23 protein-coding genes are annotated in these 20,514 nt (G+C 69.3%); 16 read left to right on the forward strand and 7 right to left on the reverse strand.

Going from position 1 to position 20,514, the window contains the following annotated elements:
- The first annotated feature begins 5 nt into the window (after nt 1-5).
- From BOSE46_RS09980 to BOSE46_RS10010, 7 genes are all read left to right on the forward strand, one after another.
- Nucleotides 6-524, forward strand: coding sequence for a DinB family protein (locus BOSE46_RS09980; protein WP_159540094.1), 519 nt, complete (start codon nt 6-8; stop codon nt 522-524).
- A gap of 1 nt (nt 525) precedes the next feature.
- Entirely contained in the window at nt 526-1,101 is a 576-nt protein-coding gene (locus tag BOSE46_RS09985) for a molybdenum cofactor guanylyltransferase (RefSeq protein WP_159540095.1), read from the forward strand.
- A complete protein-coding gene (locus BOSE46_RS09990) occupies nt 1,091-1,348 on the forward strand; it encodes a DUF6457 domain-containing protein (protein ID WP_201299596.1) in 258 nt (85 codons plus the stop codon). Before BOSE46_RS09985 ends, BOSE46_RS09990 begins: the two co-directional genes overlap by 11 nt.
- A complete protein-coding gene (fdhD, locus tag BOSE46_RS09995) occupies nt 1,349-2,188 on the forward strand; it encodes a formate dehydrogenase accessory sulfurtransferase FdhD (RefSeq protein ID WP_159540096.1) in 840 nt (279 codons plus the stop codon).
- Between the two features lie 72 nt (nt 2,189-2,260).
- Nucleotides 2,261-2,602: a PadR family transcriptional regulator gene (locus BOSE46_RS10000; RefSeq protein WP_159540097.1), complete on the forward strand. Its 342-nt coding sequence runs from the start codon at nt 2,261-2,263 to the stop codon at nt 2,600-2,602.
- A complete protein-coding gene (locus BOSE46_RS10005) occupies nt 2,599-3,600 on the forward strand; it encodes a hypothetical protein (RefSeq protein WP_159540098.1) in 1,002 nt (333 codons plus the stop codon). Before BOSE46_RS10000 ends, BOSE46_RS10005 begins: the two co-directional genes overlap by 4 nt.
- A gap of 84 nt (nt 3,601-3,684) precedes the next feature.
- Nucleotides 3,685-4,509 (forward strand): Bax inhibitor-1/YccA family protein, encoded by an 825-nt coding sequence (locus tag BOSE46_RS10010; RefSeq protein WP_159540099.1) that lies wholly within the window; start codon nt 3,685-3,687, stop codon nt 4,507-4,509.
- A 173-nt stretch (nt 4,510-4,682) separates the two neighbouring features.
- On the opposite strand, the gene BOSE46_RS10015 is transcribed toward BOSE46_RS10010, so the two are convergent.
- A complete protein-coding gene (locus BOSE46_RS10015) occupies nt 4,683-5,609 on the reverse strand; it encodes an SGNH/GDSL hydrolase family protein (protein ID WP_159540100.1) in 927 nt (308 codons plus the stop codon).
- A gap of 86 nt (nt 5,610-5,695) precedes the next feature.
- Between BOSE46_RS10015 and BOSE46_RS10020 the strand changes: the two genes are divergently transcribed.
- The 4 genes from BOSE46_RS10020 to BOSE46_RS10035 all read left to right on the forward strand — a co-directional run bounded on the left by BOSE46_RS10020 (nt 5,696) and on the right by BOSE46_RS10035 (nt 10,146).
- Nucleotides 5,696-6,382, forward strand: a complete 687-nt coding sequence (locus tag BOSE46_RS10020; protein ID WP_159540101.1) for a tyrosine-protein phosphatase — start codon at nt 5,696-5,698, stop codon at nt 6,380-6,382.
- Nucleotides 6,379-7,281: a pirin family protein gene (locus tag BOSE46_RS10025; RefSeq protein WP_159540102.1), complete on the forward strand. Its 903-nt coding sequence runs from the start codon at nt 6,379-6,381 to the stop codon at nt 7,279-7,281. The genes BOSE46_RS10020 and BOSE46_RS10025 overlap by 4 nt, the downstream gene beginning before the upstream one ends.
- Nucleotides 7,282-7,380: 99 nt before the next feature.
- On the forward strand, nt 7,381-9,267 hold the full coding sequence (locus tag BOSE46_RS10030; protein ID WP_159540103.1) for an ABC transporter ATP-binding protein: 1,887 nt from the start codon (nt 7,381-7,383) through the stop codon (nt 9,265-9,267).
- A gap of 60 nt (nt 9,268-9,327) precedes the next feature.
- Nucleotides 9,328-10,146 carry an SDR family oxidoreductase gene (locus BOSE46_RS10035; protein WP_159540104.1) on the forward strand — a complete coding sequence of 273 codons (819 nt, stop codon included), beginning with the start codon at nt 9,328-9,330 and terminating at the stop codon, nt 10,144-10,146.
- 7 nt (nt 10,147-10,153) lie between these two features.
- On the opposite strand, the gene BOSE46_RS10040 is transcribed toward BOSE46_RS10035, so the two are convergent.
- Together BOSE46_RS10040 and BOSE46_RS10045 are read right to left on the reverse strand one after the other, a co-directional pair.
- Nucleotides 10,154-10,612, reverse strand: coding sequence for a hypothetical protein (locus BOSE46_RS10040; RefSeq protein WP_159540105.1), 459 nt, complete (start codon nt 10,610-10,612; stop codon nt 10,154-10,156).
- Nucleotides 10,613-10,701: 89 nt separating this feature from the next.
- The gene (locus BOSE46_RS10045) at nt 10,702-11,319 is read right to left on the reverse strand and encodes a TetR/AcrR family transcriptional regulator (protein WP_159540106.1); all 618 of its coding nucleotides are present in this window, start codon (nt 11,317-11,319) and stop codon (nt 10,702-10,704) included.
- 77 nt (nt 11,320-11,396) lie between these two features.
- Between BOSE46_RS10045 and BOSE46_RS10050 the strand changes: the two genes are divergently transcribed.
- On the forward strand, nt 11,397-12,914 hold the full coding sequence (locus BOSE46_RS10050; protein WP_159540107.1) for a cytochrome P450: 1,518 nt from the start codon (nt 11,397-11,399) through the stop codon (nt 12,912-12,914).
- Here BOSE46_RS10050 and BOSE46_RS10055 read toward each other — a convergent pair.
- Nucleotides 12,818-13,246, reverse strand: a complete 429-nt coding sequence (locus tag BOSE46_RS10055) for a VOC family protein (protein WP_159540108.1) — start codon at nt 13,244-13,246, stop codon at nt 12,818-12,820. The two genes, BOSE46_RS10050 and BOSE46_RS10055, sit on opposite strands and share 97 nt — an antisense overlap.
- A 49-nt stretch (nt 13,247-13,295) precedes the next feature.
- Nucleotides 13,296-14,147: an SDR family oxidoreductase gene (locus BOSE46_RS10060; protein ID WP_159540109.1), complete on the reverse strand. Its 852-nt coding sequence runs from the start codon at nt 14,145-14,147 to the stop codon at nt 13,296-13,298.
- A 113-nt stretch (nt 14,148-14,260) separates the two neighbouring features.
- Here BOSE46_RS10060 and BOSE46_RS10065 point away from each other — a divergent pair, with 113 nt between their 5' ends.
- Nucleotides 14,261-14,626 (forward strand): helix-turn-helix domain-containing protein, encoded by a 366-nt coding sequence (locus BOSE46_RS10065; RefSeq protein WP_159540110.1) that lies wholly within the window; start codon nt 14,261-14,263, stop codon nt 14,624-14,626.
- Between the two features lie 7 nt (nt 14,627-14,633).
- On the opposite strand, the gene BOSE46_RS10070 is transcribed toward BOSE46_RS10065, so the two are convergent.
- Together BOSE46_RS10070 and BOSE46_RS10075 are read right to left on the reverse strand one after the other, a co-directional pair.
- Entirely contained in the window at nt 14,634-15,197 is a 564-nt protein-coding gene (locus BOSE46_RS10070) for a mismatch-specific DNA-glycosylase (protein WP_159540111.1), read from the reverse strand.
- A 436-nt stretch (nt 15,198-15,633) separates the two neighbouring features.
- Nucleotides 15,634-16,494 carry a LysR family transcriptional regulator gene (locus tag BOSE46_RS10075; protein ID WP_159540112.1) on the reverse strand — a complete coding sequence of 287 codons (861 nt, stop codon included), beginning with the start codon at nt 16,492-16,494 and terminating at the stop codon, nt 15,634-15,636.
- A 74-nt stretch (nt 16,495-16,568) separates the two neighbouring features.
- Here BOSE46_RS10075 and BOSE46_RS10080 point away from each other — a divergent pair, with 74 nt between their 5' ends.
- From BOSE46_RS10080 to BOSE46_RS10090, 3 genes are read left to right on the forward strand one after another with little or no spacing between them, the layout of a single operon-like run.
- Entirely contained in the window at nt 16,569-17,192 is a 624-nt protein-coding gene (locus tag BOSE46_RS10080; RefSeq protein ID WP_159540113.1) for a cysteine dioxygenase family protein, read from the forward strand.
- Nucleotides 17,189-17,878 (forward strand): response regulator transcription factor, encoded by a 690-nt coding sequence (locus tag BOSE46_RS10085; protein WP_159540114.1) that lies wholly within the window; start codon nt 17,189-17,191, stop codon nt 17,876-17,878. Before BOSE46_RS10080 ends, BOSE46_RS10085 begins: the two co-directional genes overlap by 4 nt.
- On the forward strand, nt 17,875-20,424 hold the full coding sequence (locus BOSE46_RS10090) for a DUF4153 domain-containing protein (RefSeq protein ID WP_159540115.1): 2,550 nt from the start codon (nt 17,875-17,877) through the stop codon (nt 20,422-20,424). The genes BOSE46_RS10085 and BOSE46_RS10090 overlap by 4 nt, the downstream gene beginning before the upstream one ends.
- Nucleotides 20,425-20,514: the final 90 nt, after the last annotated feature.

Consider the following 20,514-nt stretch of genomic DNA (forward strand, 5'->3'; position numbering starts at 1 on the left):
GACGCGTGGACATCGAACCTGACACCAAGGACTGGACCTGGGTGCTCGACAAGGCGTGCCCCGAGTGCGGTCTGGTCGCCGGAGACGTGGCGCCGACCGAGGTCGCGCATCGTGTGCAGGCCGACCTGCCGCGTTGGTCCGCCATCCTGGAGCGCCCCGATGCCCGCGAGCGCCCGGCTCCGTCGACGTGGTCGCCGACCGAGTACGCCTGCCACGTGCGCGATGTGCACGTCCTGTTCGCCGAGCGCATCCGGTTGATGCTCGACCAGGACGCGCCGCGATTCGCCAACTGGAACCAGGACGAGACCGCGCTCGCCGACGACTACGCGTCGCAGGACCCGGCGATCGTCGCGCCGCAGCTCGTCGACGCCGGCGAGGGGATGGTCGAGCTCCTCGAGTCGATCCTCGACGACGCCTGGGACCGCACCGGCTATCGCAGCGACGGCTCGGAGTTCACGGTCGCCACGCTCACGCAGTACTACCTGCACGACATCGTCCACCACCTCCACGACGTACGAGGCTGAGATGCCGCCGACCGCCGACTGGGACGCGATCGTGCTGGCCGGTGGCCGAGGTTCACGGCTGGGTGGTGTCGACAAGGCGGCACTCGAGTTCGACGGTGAGACGCTGCTCGCCCGTACGCTCCGCGCTGTCGACGAGGCGGAGCGGATCATCGTCGTCGGCGAGCCAGGGTCGGTGCCCGACGGCACGATCGTCGTGCAGGAGCAACCCCGGTTCGCGGGTCCCGCGGCAGCGATCGGGGCAGCGATGGCGGAGGTCCGTGAGGCGTACGTGTTCCTCGCAAGCTGCGACCACCCGTTCCTGGCCGACGCGGTCGACCTGCTCCTCGACTCGGCATCCGGTGACGGGGTCATCGCGGTCGACGGTGACGGTCGCCGGCAATACCTCATGAGCGTCCTCGACGCGGCGGCGCTGAGGGCCTCGATCGCCACCCAGCCGACGCTGGTCGACCTCTCCGTACGCGCATTGCTGGCTCCGCTGGAGCTGATGGAGATCGAGATCCCTCCGCGAGCGGCGCTCGACATCGACACGTGGCACGATCAGGAGATAGCGCTGTCAGAAGGGAGCCATGATGGCTGACATCACGCTCGACGACTGGGTGGTCACGGTTGCCGCCGAGCTCGGCATCAAGGAGCTGGACCTCGACACCGAGTCGGTGCTCGACCTGGCTGCAGTCGCGGCGCACGCCGTCGTACGTCCGGCCGCTCCGCTCACGACGTTCCTCGCCGGCCTCGCCGCCGGGATGGCGGGCGGGTCCGAGACCAACCTGCGTGACGCGATCGAGACGGCGACGGCGCTCTGCGAACGGGTCGAGGAAGAGGGATAGATGGCCGGCCGGCTGACACGACGCACCAAGGTCACCCGGTTCGCGCCGGACGGCTCGTCGACGGTCCGTGAGGATGCCCTGGCGGTCGAGGAACCGCTCGAGATCCGCGTCGGCGGCACGTCGTTCTCGGTCACGATGCGGTCGCCGGGCGACGACTTCGACCTCGTCGCCGGCTTCCTGGTGTCCGAAGGGGTCATCTGGTCGGCCGACCAGCTCGTGTCGATGCGGTTCTGCGCCGGCACCGACGAGAACGGTCTGCAGACATTCAACGTCATCGACGCTGAGCTGAGCGCCGACACTCCGCCGCTCGATCTCTCGCTGGAGCGCCACGTCTACACGTCGAGCTCGTGCGGCATCTGCGGCACGGCATCGATCGACGCGGTGCACAAGGCAGCGCACTTCGGCCGGCTCGACGACGCGACGTCGTGGTCGCACGAGCTGCTCGGGGCGCTGCCCGACCGGCTGCGGGAGGGACAGAAGGTGTTCGACCGCACCGGGGGAGTGCACGCCGCCGGACTGTTCGACGCAGACGGCGAGCTGCTGTGCCTGCGCGAGGATGTCGGCCGGCACAACGCGGTCGACAAGGTGGTCGGCTGGGCCTTGCGCGAGGGCCGCCTGCCGCTGAGCGGCACGGTGCTCCAGGTCTCGGGCCGGGCCTCCTTCGAGCTGGTGCAGAAGGCGCACATGGCCGGCATCCCGGTGCTCGCCGCTGTGTCGGCGCCCTCGTCGCTGGCCGTCGAGCATGCCGAGTCGGCCGGGCTGACGCTGCTGGGCTTCAGTCGCGACGGCGGCTTCAACGCGTACGCCGGTGCGCACCGCGTCTCCGCCTCCACTTCCTGAGCTTTGTCGGGACACGCCGGGCCCGTCGTGCATCACGCGCGGTAGTGCGTATTGCGTGGTACTGTCCCATCCATGGATGCCACCCAGCTGCTCAAGGGCGTGCTCGACGTCGCGGTCCTCGCGGTCGTCGAGGACGAGGACGGATACGGCTACGACGTCGTGCGCAGGCTGCGCGCCGCCGGCCTCGAGGAAGTCGGAGATGCCTCCGTCTACGGAACGCTGCGCCGGCTCTACACCGCGGGCGCCCTCACGTCGTACGTCGTGCCGTCCGAGGAGGGCCCGCACCGCAAGTACTACGGCATCAACGCCCAGGGGAGGGCCATGCTCGATCTCCAGCGCAAGGTCTGGACCGAGTTCTCCACCACCATGAACAACCTGCTCACGAGTTCGACCCAGCCAGGGGAGGCAGCATGACCACGTCCACCGTCACGCCCGAGATCGTCGCGTTCGCCCAAGGCGTCCGCGCCGCGCTGGCCGACCTGCCGGCCGAGGAGGTCGACGACCTGACCGAGGGGCTCGAGGCCGATCTCGCCGAGGCGTACGCCGAGGACCTGCAGCGCGAGCTGCCCGACCCTGCGGCATACGCGACCGAGCTGCGGGCCGCGGCCGGACTGCCTGTGCGTACGAAGCCCAAGAGTGGAGTGCTCTCGAGCCTGACGCAGGGCTGGCACGACACGCGCGCCGACCTCAAGGTCGCGATCCGTCGCAACCCGGCTCTCGCGAGCGTCGTCGACTTCCTCGGCGAGCTCCGCCCGGCGTGGTGGATCGTCCGAGCCTGGCTGGCGGCGTGGCTCGTGGCGTCGTTCTTCGGCAATGAGCGCGGCTACGGCATGGCCGGCACGTGGTGGTTCGTGTTCGTCGCGTTCGCGGTCATCAGCGTGCAGTGGGGGCGCGGCCGTTGGCACGGTCCGGCCGTCCCGGCGCTCATCGCGGTCGGCAACGTCATCGCGGTGGTGGCGTTCCTCCCGGTCATGGCGGCAGCGGACGATCCTCGTAGCAGTGCTGGTGACTTCGACCGTGGCTTTGCCTCAGGCGTCGACGCGACGGTGAGTGACACCCCGGCGGAAGGTCTGTCCTTCAACGGGCACCTGGTCGAGAACATCTACGCATACGACGCGCAGGGCAAGCCGCTCAAGAACGTCCAGCTGTTCGACGTGAACGGCAAGCCGCTGGTCACGAATCGCGGCGGAGACGCCTCACCGCTGACCCCCTCGGCGGCCAGGCTCGAGACCGGATCCGATGCCTACAACGTCTATCCGCTCAAGGTCACGGAGATGATGTGGGACGAGAACGGCAACTACGTGCCTGATCCCTCGCCAGATCCGCGCAAGACCAGGGCGTTGGAGAACGGTCCGTTTCTCAAGGTTCCAGCCGTCGACGTCCCCAAGAAGGTTGCCAAGTCCAACGAGTGACTCGGGATCAAACGGGGTGTCTGCGACGTTGGATAGGGTGAAGGACAACGACTCCACTTTCGGAGCCATCCCACGGAGGGAATCATGAAGAGCAGCAACCCCGTCTTCGCCCGCAGCGCCGAGTTCAACGGCCGCGGCGGCGCAGTCGCCACCGACCCGTCCCAGTGGCAGGTCGACCTCAACGGATCGCCCACGCACACCGAGCGTGGCGCCGGTCGCATGACGATCGACACGACTGTCGAGAAGACCGCGATCACGCTGGGCGTGCTCATCGCGGCCGCAGCTGTCACCTGGATCGCATCCGGTGACCTCGGAGCCGACGGCTCAGCCGCCAGCAAGGCCTACGGCCTGGCGATGGGCGGAGCGATCATCGGTCTGGTCCTGTCGCTGGTCAACTCGTTCAAGAAGATCGTCAGCCCTCCGCTCGTCATCGCGTACGCGGTGTTCGAGGGCGTGTTCGTCGGTGCCTTCTCCAAGATCATCGCCGCGTGGGTGGGCGACCCCAGCATCGTGTTCCAGGCTGTGGTCGGCACCATGGTGGCCTTCGGTGGCACGCTGGCTGCCTACAAGTTCTTCAACATCCAGGTCACCGCCAAGTTCCGCAAGATCGTCACGATCTCGATCTTCGCGTTCGTCGGAGCGACCCTCATCAACCTGGTGCTCAGCATGACCGGCGTCGTCGACGACGGTGGCATCCGTGGCTACAACACGCTCGGCCTGGTGGTTTCGGCTGCTGCGGTCGTGCTCGCGGTGTTCATGCTGATCATGGACTTCGACTACATCGAGCAGGGGGTCGCGGCCGGTCTCCCCGAGCGGGAGTCCTGGCGGGCAGCGTTCGGTCTCACGGTCACCCTCGTGTGGCTCTACATCGAGATCCTGCGCATCCTCGCGATCCTGCGTGGCGACTGACCTCCAGCGCTAGACACACGAACGGCCGGCTCCCTCTCGGAGCCGGCCGTTCGTCGTTGGTGGGACCGTCCTTCGCTCGCTCGTTCCTCGCTCGCTCCCGGTCGGCCGCGGGCGGCCGCCCCCTACTCGCAGAGCTCGTGGGGGGACCCCCACCTAGGAACCGGCGGTGAGCGTTACGAGGCGCGGCGGCGACGCAGGACTGAGGCGAACCGGCCGCCGGGTCCGGCATCGGGCGCGACCTGGGTGCCGGGGTGGTCGACCGACACGGCCGCAGCGTCGGCGACCGAGACGAGGTCGTGGGTCCGGCCCGCGTAGGCGTACGAGGTCTGCTTCTGTCGCAGCGACGCCGTGATGGCCGGGATCAGCACCGACACCATGTTGGCGTAGCCGGTCTCGGACGGATGGAAGTGATCGGCCCCGAACATGACGTCGCGCTTCTCGGTGAACAGCGTGCCGAGCAGGTCGCCGAGTGACACGGCCCGGCCGCCGGACTCGACGACCGCGATGGTCTGCTTGCGGGCAAGGGCCCGGCTCAGGCGCCGGGCGACGGCGCGCAACGGCTGCAGGATCGGCTGCACCGTGCCGAGGTCGGGGCACGTGCCGACGACGACGTCGCAGTCCTCCGCGACGAGCCGCTTGACGACCTTGCTGATCAGTCGCGCGGAGGTGCGAGGGGTGACGCTGTGCGTCACGTCGTTGGTGCCGACGACGATCACCGCGACGTCCGGATGCCAATCGGGGTCGAGGTCGATCTGGCCCATGAGGTCGGCCGTCTGGGCGCCGACCACGGCGCGGCACTGCACCTCGACCGGTGCGTCCATGACGTGGGCGAGGCCGACGCCGATCATCGCCGACGGGGTGGCGTCGGCGCGGGTCACGCCGTAGCCGACGGCTGCCGAGTCGCCGAGCACGAGGACGCGAATCGTGTGGCCCGGCAGGTCGTCACCGTAAAGACCGTCGGGGGAGGGCGGCCGCTCGTCGGTCGTGCCGATCGCGCGGCGCGCGAGCATGGCCTCGCCGACCAGGAACCCGTAGAAGCTCGAGAGTGTGGCACCGCCGCCGATCAGGGTGGCGGCGGCAATACGACGGGGACGAGGCACTGTGTCATTTTACGTCGCGAGAATGACGGAAACACCCGAAAACAGCCGGTCAGGCATGTGTCCTTCGTTGCGCCTAGGGTGGCCACGTGCGCGAATTCGTCCCCAACCTCCGAGATGTGGGCGGCGTCGAGGCGGCGGACGGTCGCATGGTCCAGCAGGATCGCATCCTGCGCAGCGCGATGCCGTCGCGCAAGGACCGCGCACCTGATGACATCGCGTGGCCGCCCGCGCTGGTGATCGACCTGCGATCGGCCAACGAGTCCGAGGGCATCCACCCGCTGGCCACGTCCGGCGCCCGCATCGTCAACCTCCCGCTCCTGAGTGCCCTGCAGCCCGGCACGGCACCGGCCGAGAGCCTTGCCGGCCTCTACCTGCTGCTGCTCGACCATGCGTCGATGTACCTCGTGGAGCTCGTACGCGAGGTGGGCACGGCTCGCGGGGCGACGCTGATCCATTGCGCGGCGGGCAAGGATCGCACCGGAGTGTCGGTCGCGCTCCTGCTGCGACTCGTCGGCGTCTCGCGCGAAGGCGTCATCGCCGACTTCCTCGAGAGCAGGCATGCCGAGCAGGCCATCTCGTCCCGCCTCCGCAAGATCCCCGGCCGCCATCACCGGGCGACGTTGCCGCCGGAGTTCCTTGCGGTCCCGGTCGAGGCGATCGAGGGCGTGCTCGACCAGTGGGACGCGCACGAGGGCGGCGTGGTGGGCTGGTTCCTCGAGATCGGCGGCACCGCAGACATGGTCGAGCAGCTCCGACGTACGCTTCTGGCATGACCTCGCTCGACCTGTCGCTGGATGCCCGGGAGGTCCCGCTCGGTGGGGTCCGTGGCATCACCGTCCACCGCACGCTTCCCCATCGAGGGCTGCCGACCGTCGGGCCCTGGTGCTTCGTCGACCATTTCGGGCCGACCACCGAGCACATGAACGTGCTGCCGCACCCGCACACCGGACTGCAGACCGTGACCTGGCCGATGGCCGGCGAGATCCGGCACCGCGACAACCTCGGCAGCGACGTGGTCCTCAAGCCCGGCGAGCTCAACCTCATGACGTCAGGCGACGGCGTTGCCCACTCGGAGTTCTCGGTCGGCGACCCGGACGCTCCCATGCACGGCCTCCAGCTCTGGGTCGCCCTGCCCAACCTGCGACGCACGGGTGTCGCAGGCTTTGAGCACCACCCCGACCTGCCGGTTGCCGAGGGCAGGGGGTGGACGGCCAAGGTCTTGATGGGCGAGCTCGCCGACGCAGCGTCTCCGGCCACGACGTACTCACCGATGGTGGGGGCCGAGCTCACGATCCGTCCCGGTGGTGCGGTGATCCCGTTGCGAGCCGAGTTCGAGCACGCGGTCCTCGCGGTCGACGGCGAGGCCCTGGTGGCGGGCACCGAGATCGTGCACCGCCAGATGCGCTACCTCGCGCCCGGTCGTGACGAGCTCGCGTTGTTCGTGCCGGCCGAGACGACGCTCCTGCTGATCGGCGGCATGCCGTTCCAGGAAGAGCTCGTGATGTGGTGGAACTTCATCGGCCGTTCGCACGAGGACATCGTGCAGGCGCGCACCGAGTGGGAAGAGGCATCGGAGCGGTTCGGCGAGGTCGCCGGGCACAACGGCCAGCGCATCCCGGCGCCGCCGATGCCCGAGCTGCGTCTCAAGCCGCGCCGCCGCACGATCGCCTGATCCACCTCGGCGGTTTGACCTCAACTCGGATTGAGGTCCTAGGTTTGTCGTGCCTTGGGTGGACACTGAGCAGGGCGTACGCCGATCCAGGAGGACGACATGAGCATGGACGCCGCGGCATGGAACTCGCTGCACCGTGTGATGAACACGCAGGACGGTCCTCAACGACTGACCAAGGAGACCCTCAAGCGCATCGGAGGCTTCGCCGCGCCGCACAAGCGCCGGCTGATCCACTTCCTGCTGCTGAGCGTCGTCTCGGCGTGCCTCGCGGTCGCCACGCCGGTCCTCGCCGGCAAGGTCGTCAACGCGATCGTCGACGGCGACTCGCGCAGCAAGGTCTTCGGCATCGCCGGCCTGATCGCCCTGATCGCGATTGCGGATGCCGCCCTGGCCATCTGGACGCGCTGGCTCTCCGCGACGATCGGCGAGGGCCTGATCCTCGACCTCCGCACGACAGTGTTCGACCACGTCCAGCGCATGCCGATCGCGTTCTTCACCCGCACCCGCACCGGTGCACTCGTGAGCCGGCTCAACAGTGATGTGCTCGGCGCCCAGCGGGCCTTCAGCGGCACGCTGTCGGGCGTCGTCAGCAACCTCGTGACCCTGACCCTGACGCTGGTCGTGATGCTCAGCATCTCGTGGCAGATCACCGTCGTGGCCCTCGTCCTGCTGCCGGTCTTCGTCGTGCCGGCCCGCCGGATGGGCAGCCGACTGGCCGCGTTGTCCCGCGAGGCGGCCAACCACAACGCGGTCATGAGCACCCGGATGACCGAACGCTTCTCGGCGCCGGGCGCGACCCTCGTCAAGCTCTACGGGCGGCCCGACGAGGAGTCCGTCGAGTTCGCGGCCAGGGCAAGCCGGGTGCGCGACATCGGGGTGAAGTCGGCGATGTTGCAGTCGGTCTTCGTCACGGCGCTGACGACGGTGTCGGCCCTGGCGCTGGCTGTCGTCTACGGCCTGGGGGGCTTCTACGCGCTCAAGGGCTCCCTCGACCCGGGTGCGGTCGTGGCCCTCGCTCTGCTGCTGACCAGGCTGTACGCGCCGTTGACCGCGCTGGCGAGTGCCCGCGTCGAGATCATGAGCGCGGTCGTCAGCTTCGAGCGGGTCTTCGAGGTGCTCGACCTGCAGCCGTTGATCCGCGAGAAGGCCGATGCGGTGGCCGTTCCCGATGGCCCCGTCTCGGTGGAGTTCTCACACGTGACGTTCGCCTACCCGTCGGCCGACAAGGTCTCGCTCGCGTCGCTCGAGGAGGTCGCGATGCTCGACAACCGCGGCGGCGTCGACGTGCTGCACGACGTGTCGTTCCGCGTCGAGCCGGGGCAGATGGTCGCGCTCGTCGGCACGTCGGGTGCCGGCAAGTCGACGATCGCCAGCCTCATCCCGCGCCTCTACGACGTCGACCGTGGTGCCGTACGCCTGGGTGGTGTCGACGTCAAGGATCTCTCGATGGCGTCACTGCGCGAGACCTTGGGCATGGCGACGCAGGACGGCCACCTGTTCCACGAGTCCGTGCGCGACAACCTCAAGCTGGCGCGGCCCGAGGCGACCGATGCCGAGCTGTGGTCGGCACTGCACGACGCCAGACTGGACGACCTCGTCGCCTCGCTGTCCGACGGACTCGACACGATCGTGGGGGAGCGCGGCTACCGGCTCTCCGGCGGCGAGCGGCAACGGCTCACGATCGCCCGGCTGCTGCTCGCGCACCCGCGGGTCGTCATCCTCGACGAGGCGACGGCGCATCTCGACTCGACGTCCGAGTCGGCCGTGCAGGAGGCCTTGGCGGTCGCGCTGGCCGGGCGTACGTCCGTCGTCATCGCGCACCGGTTGTCGACCGTACGAGCGGCGGACCGCATCCTCGTGATCGAGGACGGCCGGGTCGTGGAGCAGGGCACCCACCACGAGCTGCTGGCTCAGGGCGGGCGCTACGAGGAGCTGCACCGCACCCAGTTCGACGCCGGTCCGCTCGACCAGAGCCTACCGGGCTAACGTCATTATCTGATAGCCTCGGTTCCAGATACCGCCAGTATCTGGAATCGAGAGGCTCTCATGTCCCACTTCACCGACAAGGTCGCCGTCGTGACCGGCGCCGGATCCGGCATCGGCCGCGCCCTGTCCGTCGAGCTCGCCCGCCGAGGAGCACGGCTCGCGATCAGTGATGTTGATCCGCACGGTCTCGCCGAGACGGAGGCGCTGGTCAAGCAGGCCGGTGCCGAGGTCAAGGCCGATCACCTCGATGTCGCGCAGCGTGAGCTGGTCCTCGCGTACGCCGATGAGGTCGTCGCGCACTTCGGCACGGTCAATCTCGTGTTCAACAACGCCGGCATCGCCTTCACCGGTTCGGTCGAGGAGATGTCGTTCAAGGACATCGACCGGGTCATGGACGTCGACTTCTGGGGTGTCGTCAACGGCACCAAGGCGTTCCTGCCGCACCTCGTCGAGTCCGGCGACGGTCACGTCATCAACATCTCGAGCATCTTCGGGCTCTTCTCCGTGCCGTCCCAGAGCGCCTACAACGCGGCGAAGTTCGCCGTGCGTGGGTTCACCGAGTCGCTGCGCCAGGAGATGGCCCTCGGCGACCGGCCGGTCAAGGTGACGTGCGTGCACCCCGGTGGCATCAAGACCAACATCGCCCGTAACAGCGAACAGGTCGAAAGCCGTGACCACGACAAGCTCGCGAGCTCGTTCGACAAGATGGCCCGGACGTCGCCCGAGAAGGCCGCCGAAGTGATCCTCAAGGGCGTCGAGAAGGACAAGGCGCGGGTGCTGATCGGTGCCGACGCGTGGGTGCTCGACAAGTTCGTACGTCTGACCGGTGCCGGCTACCAGCGGGCGATCTCGGCCGTCAGCAGGCGAAGCGGACTCTGAAGCGAGGTCAGCTCGACGTGGGCTGGACGCCCAGCCGGTCGAGCAGCTCCTTGGCCTTCTTGACGTAGAGCTTGGGCAGGCCGAACTCCCATGACGTACCGTCCGACAGCTGGAGCGAGAACGGCGACTGCAGCCCGCCCTCGTCGAGGGTGTACCCCGTCACCGCGGACCGGGGGATGCGGGCGATCTCGCCGTCGAGCTTGGGCCGGATGAGTCCCTGCTTGACGCGGACGAGGACGAGGACCTCTGGAGTGAGTGCGAGATAGGCCGCGAGCCACGAGCCGGAGGCCTCCGGCAGTGCGTCAGCAGACTTGCGGGCGACGTCGCCGTCGGCGGCGACGCCGATCATGCCGGAGCCGAGGTTGCGAGCGGCGGCACCACGGGCGATCGAGCCCGCGCTGCCTGGCGGATTGACGACGCAGCCGGCCTCGATCGGCGCGCCGACGAGCTCCTCGACGCCCTTCATCGAGCAGTTCCGGACGTCGCCTCAGGATTCGTCATGCACGGAGGTTATCGGCGTTTGGGCGACGTGTCGGCGAAACGGCTGAAGTTGCTTCAGTCGGTCACGCCCGCCAGCGCCGGGGGTCGCGAGCCCTCCGGCAGGGCGAGCAGGGTGCTGAGCAATGCCTGGGCACACAGGTCGCGTACCTCGTCGCGGGTCGTGTCAGTGGAGTCGAGCCACTGGTGGCAGGCGTTGCGCATGAAGTGCAGCCAGCTGCGGACCGCGATCTGCATCAGCTCGGACGGCTGGCCGGCCGGTTCGACCCCCGCCGTGATGCGCTCCTGCTGGCGTTGCATGTCGTCCTCGATGATCGCCTGGATCTCGGGATCGGCGGACGCGGCGCCGTGGAAGATCGCCTTGACGCCCATCTTGTGGTCCTGGCAGTAGTCGAGATAGGCCTCGATGCCCTGACGCAGTCGGTCGAGGATCGGCAGCGACTCGTCCGGGGCGGTGATCTCCATCATCTGGCTCGACTCGCGCCTCACCATCGCCGCGAAGAACGCTCGCTTGGTGGGGAAGTAGTGATACAGCAGGCCGCGGGAGACGCCGGCGACCTCGGAGAGCTCCTCGATGTGGACGTCCTCGTAGGACCGGTCGGCGAACAGCTCTGCCCCGAGCTGGAGCAGCTGGTCCTGACGGGCCTCTCGGCTCATGCGGGTGCGGGTGGCCATGCGGCACAGACTACTTGACACCGGTTCAACAGGGGCTAGAGTAGCACTACTGAATTGTTGTCCAATAAGGAGTCGCCGTGCGCAACGACTGGTCGGGTCAGACCTTCCCTCATCCGTCGGGTCGCAAGCCGGTCGTCGGTGATGCACTCGGCACCGACGTCCGGGCGCCGCTGCAGAGCACGATGCGCCGGGCCGAGGGGCTCGGGCCGATCTTCGAGATGCAGGTGTTCGACCAGAAGTTCGTGTTCGTGACCGGGGCCGAGCTTGCGGCCGAGCTCGCCGACGAGTCGCGATTCGAGAAGGCTCTCTCGCCCGCGCTGGTCGCGCTGCGCGAGTTCGCGGGGCAGGGGCTCTTCACGGCGTACAACGACGAGACCAACTGGACGCTGGCGCACGACCTGCTGCGGCCGGCCTTCACCAAGGCGGCGATGCAGCGCTACCACCCGGTGATGCTCGCGGCAGCGCAGGAGCTGTTCGACAGCTGGGACAGCCGGGAGGGTCCCGTCGACGTCTCGGCGGACATGACGAAGCTGACGATGGAGACCATCAGCCGTACGGCGTTCAGCACCGACTTCGGCTCGTTCAGCCGGGCCGAGCCGCACCCGTTCATCCCGGCGATGATCGCGGCTCTGCAGGCGGGGCAGCGCAAGGGCTCGCTCAACGCGATGCCGGGCGCCGGGCTGATGGCCAGGCGGATCGACCGCAAGAACGCCCACCACCAGGCGTACGTCGACTCGCTGCTCGACGGCATCATCGCCGAGCGGCGGACAGGTGAGGCCGACGACTGTGACCTGCTCGGCATCATGCTGCACACCCCGCACCCGGAGACCGGCGAACGGCTCGACGACCTCAACATCCGGCACCAGATCCTGACGTTCCTGGTCGCCGGTCACGAGACGACCTCGGGTGCGCTGTCCTTCGCGCTCTACTACCTCTCCCGTGATCCCGCCGTACTGGCCAAGGCGCAGGCCGAGGTCGACGAGGTCCTGGGTCCCAATCGTGACACCGAGCCCACGTTCGAGCAGGTGGCGAAGTTCCGCTACCTGCGACGGGTGCTCGACGAGGGCCTACGCCTGTGGCCGACGGCGCCGGCGTTCACCCGCAGTCCGCGCGAGACGACGGTGCTGAGCACGGGGCACACGATGCGGCCCGAGGACTGGGCCATCGTGGTGCTGCCGATGATGCACCGCGATCCTGAGGTCTGGGGCGAGGATGCTGGGGAGTTCGACCCCGACCGGTTCCTGCCGGAGAACGCGCGGGGCCGGCTGCCCCACTCGTACAAGCCGTTCGGCACGGGCGAGCGGTCGTGCATCGGCCGGCAGTTCGCCCTGCACGAGGCGATCCTGGTGCTGGCGCGCCTGCTGCACCGCTACGACATCGCGGGCGATCCGGACTACGAGCTGGAGATCGCGGAGCGGCTCACCCTGATGCCGCGGGGCTTCGAGCTGACGATCACCCCGCGTACGCCTGCACGCGTCGCGGCCGCGGCGGAGGCCGGTCAGGCCGAGCCGAGCGAGGTGTGCCCGGTCTCGTCGATCGACCAGCCGGGGTTCCAGGCGACTTCCCACGGGTGCCCGTCGGGATCGGCGAAGTAGCCGGAGTAGCCACCCCACGGCTGCTCCTCGCCGGGCTTGAGGATCCTGCCGCCGGCGGCCTCGGCCTGCGCGAGGATCTCGTCGACCTCGTCGTGTGACCGCGTGTTGAAGGCGATGCTGATGCCGCTGAACGAGGCGCCGGTGTCGGTGACGCGGGCGTCCTGGGCCAGGTCGGGGCGCGTCCAGAGGGCGAGGACCAGGCCGTTGAGCTGGTAGAACGCGACCTCGTCCTCGGGGTTGCCCTTGGTCCAGCCGAGCCCGTCCTCGTAGAAGCGGCGGGCCCGGTCGAGATCTTCGACGCCGAGCGTGATCAGGCTGAGTCGTTGCTCCATGCCTCGACGTTAACGCCGGGCCCGGACTGTTCCGGACCCGGCGTACGCGTCAGGCGAGGCTGCGGAGCGTCTCGACGATCGGGGTCGTGGGACGGCCGATCAGCGAGCTCAGCTCGCCGGTGGCGAGCTCGAGGTCGCCCTGCTTGATCCCGGCGTCGACTCCCGTGATGAAGCCGATGAGGCCGGCATCGAGGCCTACCGAGGTGAGGATCGCGGACTGCTCGTCGGCGGACACGTTGGCGACCGAGACCGGCTTGCCGACGACCTCGGAGAGCGCAGCGGCGAGATCGTCGTGCGTCCAGGCGACGTCGCCGGCCAGCTCATAGACACGCTTGACCGGTCCGTCGGTGGTCAGGATGACGGCAGCGGCCTCGGCGAAGTCCTGGCGTGCAGCGCTGGCCACGCGACCGTCGCCGGCGCTGGTCAGGACCGAGCCGGTGGCGGCAGCGGTCTCGACGGCCGATGCGTAGTTCTCGTGGTACCAGTTGTTGCGCAGCACGACGTGATCCACGGCGGTCGAGGCGAGGTACTGCTCGGTCTCGAGGTGTTCGGGTGCGACAGGAAGCGTCGACGTGTCGACCTGGGGCGCGCTGGTGTAGACCACGCGTGAGACGTCGTTGGCGATCACAGCGTCGATCACGTTGCGGTGCTGCTGCGTGCGCTTGCCGAACTCGTTGCCCGAGATCAGCAGCACCCGGTCGATGCCGGCGAGAGCGGCTTCGAGGGCGGCGGTGTCGTCGTAGCCCGCGATGCGTACGTCGACGCCCTTGGCGGCGAGCGGCTCGGCCTTGGCGGCGTCGCGCACGATCGCGACGATCTGGTCGGGAGTCGTACGTGCGAGCAGCGCGTCGACGACGAGCGTGCCCAGCTGTCCAGTGGCAGCGGTGACGGCGATGGTCATGGGTGGTTCCTCTCGGTGGGTGTCGCTCTCGAACGTACACTAACGATCAGAAAGCACAAACTTTGAGTAAGCACTAACGAAGTGCTAGTCTGCGGTCAACAGGAGGACGCATCATGGCTGAGGATCCGAGACGACCGTTCGACGTGTTCAACGGCGCATGCCCGTCGCGTGAGGTGCTCGAGCACGTCACGAGCCGATGGGGTTCCCTCACGCTCGCGGCACTCAGTCCCGAGCCGGCGCGCTTCGGCGAGCTGCGGCGCTGCGTCGACGGCGTCAGCGACAAGATGCTGTCGCAGACGCTCAAGTCCCTGGAGGCCGACGGTCTGGTCGAGCGTCACGTGCAGTCGACGATGCCGCCCAACGTCGACTATCGCCTCACGCCTGACGGCGAGACGGTCGCCGAGGCGGTCAAGGCGCTGATCCTCGCGCTCTACGGCGTGATGCCTCACGTCATGAAGGCCAAGGCGAAGTCGGCCTGACCACCGCTCAGTCGGCGGGCTGGACCACGCCGGCCGCGACGGCCGCCTCGCGATAGGCGGCAGCCAGCGAGTCGACCGTCTCGTGGGCGTTCAGCCCGCTGGGATTGGGCACGACCCACAGCTGCGCGTCGCCGATCGGCTCCTCCTGGCGGCCCGCGTGTGCGGCCTTGCGACCGAAGGCCGTGCGGTACGACGTGATGCCGGCGATCGCGACGATGCGGGGCCGATGCTCCTCGACGAATGCCTCGAGGCGAGCGCGGCCCTCCACCAGCTCGCTCGCGCTCAGCTCGTCGGCGCGAGCAGAGGCACGGGCGACGATGTTGGTGATGCCGACGCCGCGGCTCAGCAGAGCAGGCCTGGCGTCCTCCGGCGTCATGACGTCCGCGGGCAGGATGCCGGCAAGGCGCAGTGCGGGATAGAACCGGTTGCCCGCTCGGGCGAAGTGCAGTCCCGTCGCGGCGCTCACGAGGCCGGGGTTGATGCCGACGAACAGCAGCCGCAGGTCGTCACCGACCAGGTCGGGGATCGTGTGCCCGGCGTACGACAGCAGCTCGGCGCGGGTGAAGCCCATCGGCCGAAACTAGCAGCGTCGGTCGGGGCCGGCCGTCATCCCTCGTCGAGGTCGGGCACGACGCGGTCCCCGTCGGGTACGAGGTCCTGGGCGTCATCGTCCGGCCACGCGCTCTCCGACTGTGCTGCCAGGTCGCCTTCGGCCACGTCGTCAGGGACCTAAGGCACGTCGTCTGGTTCGGGAGTGGGTGGCACGGTCATGGCTTCCTCCTCAGTCGCTGATGTCAGGTCACGTACCCGCCGACGCGTGCAGGTAACGCCCGCCCGCGATTGCCCGCCGGTCGTCAGGGGTAGTCGCGCAACGTACGCGACGAGAGACGCTCGTCCGGAGTGGAGGACAACATGTCGGGCACACGCTGGCTGGCCCTCGCGTTCTTTCTCGCGTTCCTCACGATCGGGACGATCATCGTCGTGATCGCCGCGGAGACGTCGTAGCGTCAGGCGAGCGACACCAGGACGTCCAGCAGTGCGGCCGTCGGTGGCGGGTCGGGCGGTTCCCCGTACGTCGCCGCGTAGACGTGCCTCGGCGCCCCGGGGATCTCGTACGCTTTGATGTCGGGGTTGCGGTGTCCACGCAGAGCCAGGCCGGGGATCGTCGCCACCCCCATGCCGGCGGCGACCAGGGCCTGGATGCCGACCATGTCGTCGGTGGTGAAGGCGACCTCGGGCTCAAACCCCTCGCGACCGCACAGCTCGACGAGGTGTGCCCGGCAGCGGACGCATCCGGCGACCCAGCGGCTGTCGCGGTGCTGGGCGATCGTGCTGCGGTCGTCGGGCGTCAGGAGATAGGTCGGGTCGTCCTGCACGTGCGTCAACCGGATGCCGGGGGGATCTGGCTCGGTCTCGTCGTAGCGGAACACGACGGCCAGGTCGACCTCGCCGGCGCGCAGCATCGAGATGGCCTCGGGGGGATGTGTGTCGACGAGGTCCAGCTGCAGGCCGGGGTGCCGGTCCGCGAGCTGGGCCGAGACCTCGGGCATGAGGGCGACCAGCGCGGAGCCGAACACGGCGACCCGGACCCGGCCGGCGCTGAGCCCGACATGCGCGTCGAGCTCGGCCGAGGCCGACTCGACCCGGCCGAGGATCTCCGTCGCCCGCTCCGCCAGGACCAGCCCGGCCTCGGTGAGCCGGATGCCGCGGCCGACCCGTTGGAACAGCTGCGCACCCGTCTCGGCCTCGAGCCGGGCGAGGTGGTGACTGACCGACGGCTGGGAGTAGTGGAGCTCCTGCGCGGCGGCGGTCACCGATCCATGGCGGGCGACAGCGGCGAGGACGCGAAGGCGGTTGAGATCGAGCATTCATCAACTCTATCGATGATTTGCTTCCCGAATTGGCATTGGACGTGATGAATCGGCGGATCCATCCTGAAGTCATGAACTCCACGACATACCCGACACAGCCGGCCCGGGTGGGCCTGCCCGAGCTCCTGGACGGCATCCGGGACCAGACCGCGCGGGGTCTCGATCACCGCCGTACGGCGTTGGCGGTGGCCGACGTCCTGCGGGAACAGACGCCCGGCGTCGACCTGCTGACCGAGCAGGAACGCCTCGGCGACCCGGACGAGCTGATCAGCCACGTGCTGCACACCGAGGCGGCATTCTCGGTCAAGGCCGTCGTGTGGCAGCCGGGGCAGCTCACCGCGATCCACGACCACATCGCCTGGTGTGCGTTCGTCGTGCTGCAGGGCGTCGAGTACGAGACGCTCTACCGCGACCACGTCGACCACCTCACGGAGATCGGGAGGGCGGAGAACCGGGTCGGCGAGGCCAGTGGCTTCGCCCCTCCCGGCGACATCCACCGCGTGCACAACACCGGCGACGTCACCGCGATCTCGCTCCACGTCTACGGCGCCGACCTGGGCGCCGACGGAGCGAGCGTCCGGCGGGAGTACGACCTGCCGGTCCGCTGGCCGCGTCCTAGTCGCGACAACCTGCACAGGATCTTCACGAGTCGACCCCGATTCCCGACCAGCGACGCTCATACGCTGATGGCATGACCGCACCCCGCCGCATCCTCGTCGTCGAGGACGAGCCCATCATCAACGGCGCGGTCACCGACCGGCTGGTCGCGGAGGGCTATGACGTGGTCCGCGCATGGGATGGACCCGGTGCCGTCGAGGCGTTCACGACGCACGAGCCCGACCTGGTGCTGCTGGACGTGATGCTGCCGGGCTTCGACGGCCACGAGGTGTGCCGCCGTATCCAGGCCGTGCGTCCGGTGCCGGTGCTGATGCTCACCGCGCGCGATGACGAGGCCGACATCCTCGTGGGCCTGGCGGTCGGCGCGGACGACTACCTCACCAAGCCGTTCCGCATGCGCGAGCTGGTCGCGCGGGTCGCAGCCCTACTGCGCCGGGTCGACCGCGCAGCCGAGCTCGCCGGTCAGGGCATGGCCGACCTCGGCGACCTGAGGGTCGACCCCGGTGCCAGGCGGGTCTGGACCGGCGACGACGAGGTGCACCTGACGCCGACCGAGTTCGACCTGCTGCTGTGCCTCGCGGCAAGTCCCGGCGTCGTGCTCACCCGCGAGCACCTGCTCGCCGAGGTCTGGGGCTGGCCCGACGCGTCCGGCACTCGTACGGTCGACAGCCACGTCAAGGCGTTGCGCGCCAAGATCGGTGCCGATCGCGTACGGACCGTGCACGGCGTCGGGTACGCCCTCGAGAGCGGGACTTCCCGATGACGGCCCGCCCCCTCGACCAGGTCCGCTCGGTCAAGGTCAAGCTGGGACTGCTGGTCGCCGCCAGCGTCACGGTCGCCACGGTGGTCGGCACGATCGGATCCGCCGGTGGCGTGCCGATCTGGCTCAGCATCCCTGTCACGATCGCCCTCGCCCTCGCGGTGACGCAGCTCCTCGCGGTGGGCATGACCTCGCCACTGCGGGAGATGACCGCGGCCGCCAGGCGCATGGCGACGGGGGACCACTCCGTACGCGTCGCCGAGACGTCCCGCGACGAGATCGGCGAGCTGGCCCGGGCGTTCAACCGCATGGCCGAGGAGCTGGCCGGGGTCGACCGGCAACGCCGCGAGCTGGTCGCCAACGTCAGCCACGAGCTCCGTACGCCCCTCGCCGCCCTGTGCGCGGTGCTGGAGAATCTCGCCGACGGCGTCGCCGAACCGGACCCCGAGACGCTCCGCGCCGCGTTGGAGCAGGGGGAGCGGATGACCGCCCTGGTCACCGACCTGCTTGACCTGTCGCGCGTCGATGCCGGCAAGGCGCCGCTCGATCTGCAGGACATCGAGGTCGGACCGTTGCTGGAGGCTGCCGTCGCCGAGCTCCGGATCAGCGGCCGCGAGGTCGCGTACGCCGTGCAGGTCAATCCGCCCGACCTCGTCGCCAAGGGCGACCCGGCGCGGCTGCGCCAGCTCGTGGCCAACCTGCTCGACAACGCGTCGCGGCACAGCCCGCCCGGCGGGACGGTGAACGTACGCGCTGACGTCTTCGGCGACCACTGGCATCTCGTCGTCGCCGACCAAGGCCCCGGTGTGGCGCCCGCCAACCGGGAGCACGCGTTCGAGCGGTTCGGCACGCTCACCGACATCGACGGCGGCGGCGGGACCGGTCTCGGTCTGGCGATCGCCCGATGGGTGACCGACCTGCACCAGGGGTCGATCGGCTTCGCGAACCCCGAACCCGGCGAGTCCGGTGCCCGCGTCCTGGCAGACCTGCCGCTCAACCCGACCCTCACTCGTACCCAGGAGCTCCCCATGCCCCAGTCCGCCGCCACACACGCTGCCGCACCGCTCCCGCCGTACCGCGACGAGCCCATGCCCTTCCTGACCGACAGCGCGTTCGGCGACTTCTGGCCCGAGGTGCGCGTGCCCGGCAACGTGCGAGTGCTGCTCGGCGCGCTGGGCGTTGGAGTGCTCGCCGGTGCGATCCTCCCGTTCCGCGATCACGGGCTCGCGGTGTTCCTCGTGCTGGTCGCCGCCGGTGGTGTCGTGCTCAGCGCGAGCCGCCATCGCCGCGACCCGTTCACCCGCACCTGCGCCGGCCTGTGCCTGGCGTTGTCCGTCACGGCCCTGCTGAGGGACGCCGAGTGGATCGTGTTCCTCTGCCTGGTCGTCGGCGCCGGACTGTGCCTCATCGGCCTGGTGCGGGGCCGGACCATGGTGTCCTTCGTGCTCGCCGGCATCGCCTGGCCGTTGGCCGGGGTTCGCGGCATGCCCTGGCTGGGCCGCACGCTGCGGCGGGTCACCGGCATCGGCGGCGGTGCGGCGCTCGTGCGTACGGCCGTGGTGTCGGTGCTGGCGGTGACGGTGTTCGCCCTGCTGTTCGCGTCGGCGGATGCCCTGTTCGCCGAGTGGGTCGGGGCGATCGTGCCCGACGTCGGATCGGCCGCGTTCGCCCTGCGGGTGTTCATCGCCTTCTTCGTCGGCGGGGTCGTGCTGGCCGCCGCCTACCTCGCCCTCAACCCGCCCGAGGTCAACCGTGGCGAGCGGGCCGTCCGCCCGGTCTCGCACCGGTTCGAGTGGCTCGCGCCGGTGCTGGTCGTCGACGCGGTGTTCGCGGTGTTCCTGGTCGCGCAGGCCGCCGTCATCTTCGGCGGGCACGACTACCTCAGGCGTACGACCGGCCTCACGTATGCGGAGTACGTCCACCAGGGCTTCGGGCAGCTGACAGTCGCCACCGCGCTCACGCTGCTGGTCGTGTGGGCGGCCTCGCGCAAGGCGCCGCGGGAGACCTCGTCGGACCGCACCTGGATCCGCGGCTCGCTCGGCCTGCTGTGCGTGCTGACGCTGGTCGTCGTCGCATCGGCGCTCTATCGGATGCACGTCTACCAGGACGCGTACGGGTTCACCCGCCTGCGGCTGCTGGTCGACGTGTTCGAGGGCTGGCTCGGCGTGCTGGTGCTGGCGATGATCGCCGGCGGGTTCGCGCTGCGAGCCGTGTGGCTGCCACGGTTCGCCCTGTTCAGCGGTGTCGTGCTGCTGCTCGGGCTCGCTGCGATCAACCCCGACGCGTGGATCGCGAGGCACAACATCGACCGCTACGAGTCCAGCGGCAAGGTCGACTGGACCTACCTTCAAGGGCTGTCCGACGACGCGCTCCCCGTGCTGTCGACGCTGCCGCCGAACCTCGTGGAGTGCGCGGTGTCGCTCGACGGCCGTACGCACGACGACTGGCTGGAGTGGAACCTCGGCCGCTCACGCGCCCGCTCGACGATCGCCGACCACCGGGGTGATTGGATCGCCGACCCGGAGTGTCCCGGTCAGACCGTCCGTTGAGCGTCGTCGACGGCGATCAACCGTTGCACGCGTCCCCGTGGAGGCGAGGCCGGCGATGGGCTGCGGTGTTCGGGTCGACGGCGTTGGTCA

The sequence above is a fragment of the Aeromicrobium sp. 9AM genome, from assembly GCF_902506105.1.
Taxonomy (GTDB): domain Bacteria; phylum Actinomycetota; class Actinomycetes; order Propionibacteriales; family Nocardioidaceae; genus Aeromicrobium.

What these genes read in the sequence shown, in the direction of transcription:
- BOSE46_RS10065 (WP_159540110.1), top strand. Translation starts at nt 14,261, where the DNA reads ATGGCTGAGGATCCGAGACGACCGTTCGACGTGTTCAACGGCGCATGC.
- BOSE46_RS10055 (WP_159540108.1), bottom strand. Translation starts at nt 13,246, where the DNA reads ATGGAGCAACGACTCAGCCTGATCACGCTCGGCGTCGAAGATCTCGAC.
- BOSE46_RS10025 (WP_159540102.1), top strand. Translation starts at nt 6,379, where the DNA reads ATGACCTCGCTCGACCTGTCGCTGGATGCCCGGGAGGTCCCGCTCGGT.
- BOSE46_RS10040 (WP_159540105.1), bottom strand. Translation starts at nt 10,612, where the DNA reads ATGAAGGGCGTCGAGGAGCTCGTCGGCGCGCCGATCGAGGCCGGCTGC.
- BOSE46_RS10005 (WP_159540098.1), top strand. Translation starts at nt 2,599, where the DNA reads ATGACCACGTCCACCGTCACGCCCGAGATCGTCGCGTTCGCCCAAGGC.
- BOSE46_RS10070 (WP_159540111.1), bottom strand. Translation starts at nt 15,197, where the DNA reads ATGGGCTTCACCCGCGCCGAGCTGCTGTCGTACGCCGGGCACACGATC.
- BOSE46_RS10000 (WP_159540097.1), top strand. Translation starts at nt 2,261, where the DNA reads ATGGATGCCACCCAGCTGCTCAAGGGCGTGCTCGACGTCGCGGTCCTC.
- fdhD (WP_159540096.1), top strand. Translation starts at nt 1,349, where the DNA reads ATGGCCGGCCGGCTGACACGACGCACCAAGGTCACCCGGTTCGCGCCG.
- BOSE46_RS10035 (WP_159540104.1), top strand. Translation starts at nt 9,328, where the DNA reads ATGTCCCACTTCACCGACAAGGTCGCCGTCGTGACCGGCGCCGGATCC.
- BOSE46_RS10060 (WP_159540109.1), bottom strand. Translation starts at nt 14,147, where the DNA reads ATGACCATCGCCGTCACCGCTGCCACTGGACAGCTGGGCACGCTCGTC.
- BOSE46_RS09985 (WP_159540095.1), top strand. Translation starts at nt 526, where the DNA reads ATGCCGCCGACCGCCGACTGGGACGCGATCGTGCTGGCCGGTGGCCGA.
- BOSE46_RS10085 (WP_159540114.1), top strand. Translation starts at nt 17,189, where the DNA reads ATGACCGCACCCCGCCGCATCCTCGTCGTCGAGGACGAGCCCATCATC.
- BOSE46_RS10030 (WP_159540103.1), top strand. Translation starts at nt 7,381, where the DNA reads ATGAGCATGGACGCCGCGGCATGGAACTCGCTGCACCGTGTGATGAAC.
- BOSE46_RS10010 (WP_159540099.1), top strand. Translation starts at nt 3,685, where the DNA reads ATGAAGAGCAGCAACCCCGTCTTCGCCCGCAGCGCCGAGTTCAACGGC.
- BOSE46_RS09990 (WP_201299596.1), top strand. Translation starts at nt 1,091, where the DNA reads ATGATGGCTGACATCACGCTCGACGACTGGGTGGTCACGGTTGCCGCC.
- BOSE46_RS10045 (WP_159540106.1), bottom strand. Translation starts at nt 11,319, where the DNA reads ATGGCCACCCGCACCCGCATGAGCCGAGAGGCCCGTCAGGACCAGCTG.
- BOSE46_RS10080 (WP_159540113.1), top strand. Translation starts at nt 16,569, where the DNA reads ATGAACTCCACGACATACCCGACACAGCCGGCCCGGGTGGGCCTGCCC.
- BOSE46_RS10090 (WP_159540115.1), top strand. Translation starts at nt 17,875, where the DNA reads ATGACGGCCCGCCCCCTCGACCAGGTCCGCTCGGTCAAGGTCAAGCTG.
- BOSE46_RS10075 (WP_159540112.1), bottom strand. Translation starts at nt 16,494, where the DNA reads ATGCTCGATCTCAACCGCCTTCGCGTCCTCGCCGCTGTCGCCCGCCAT.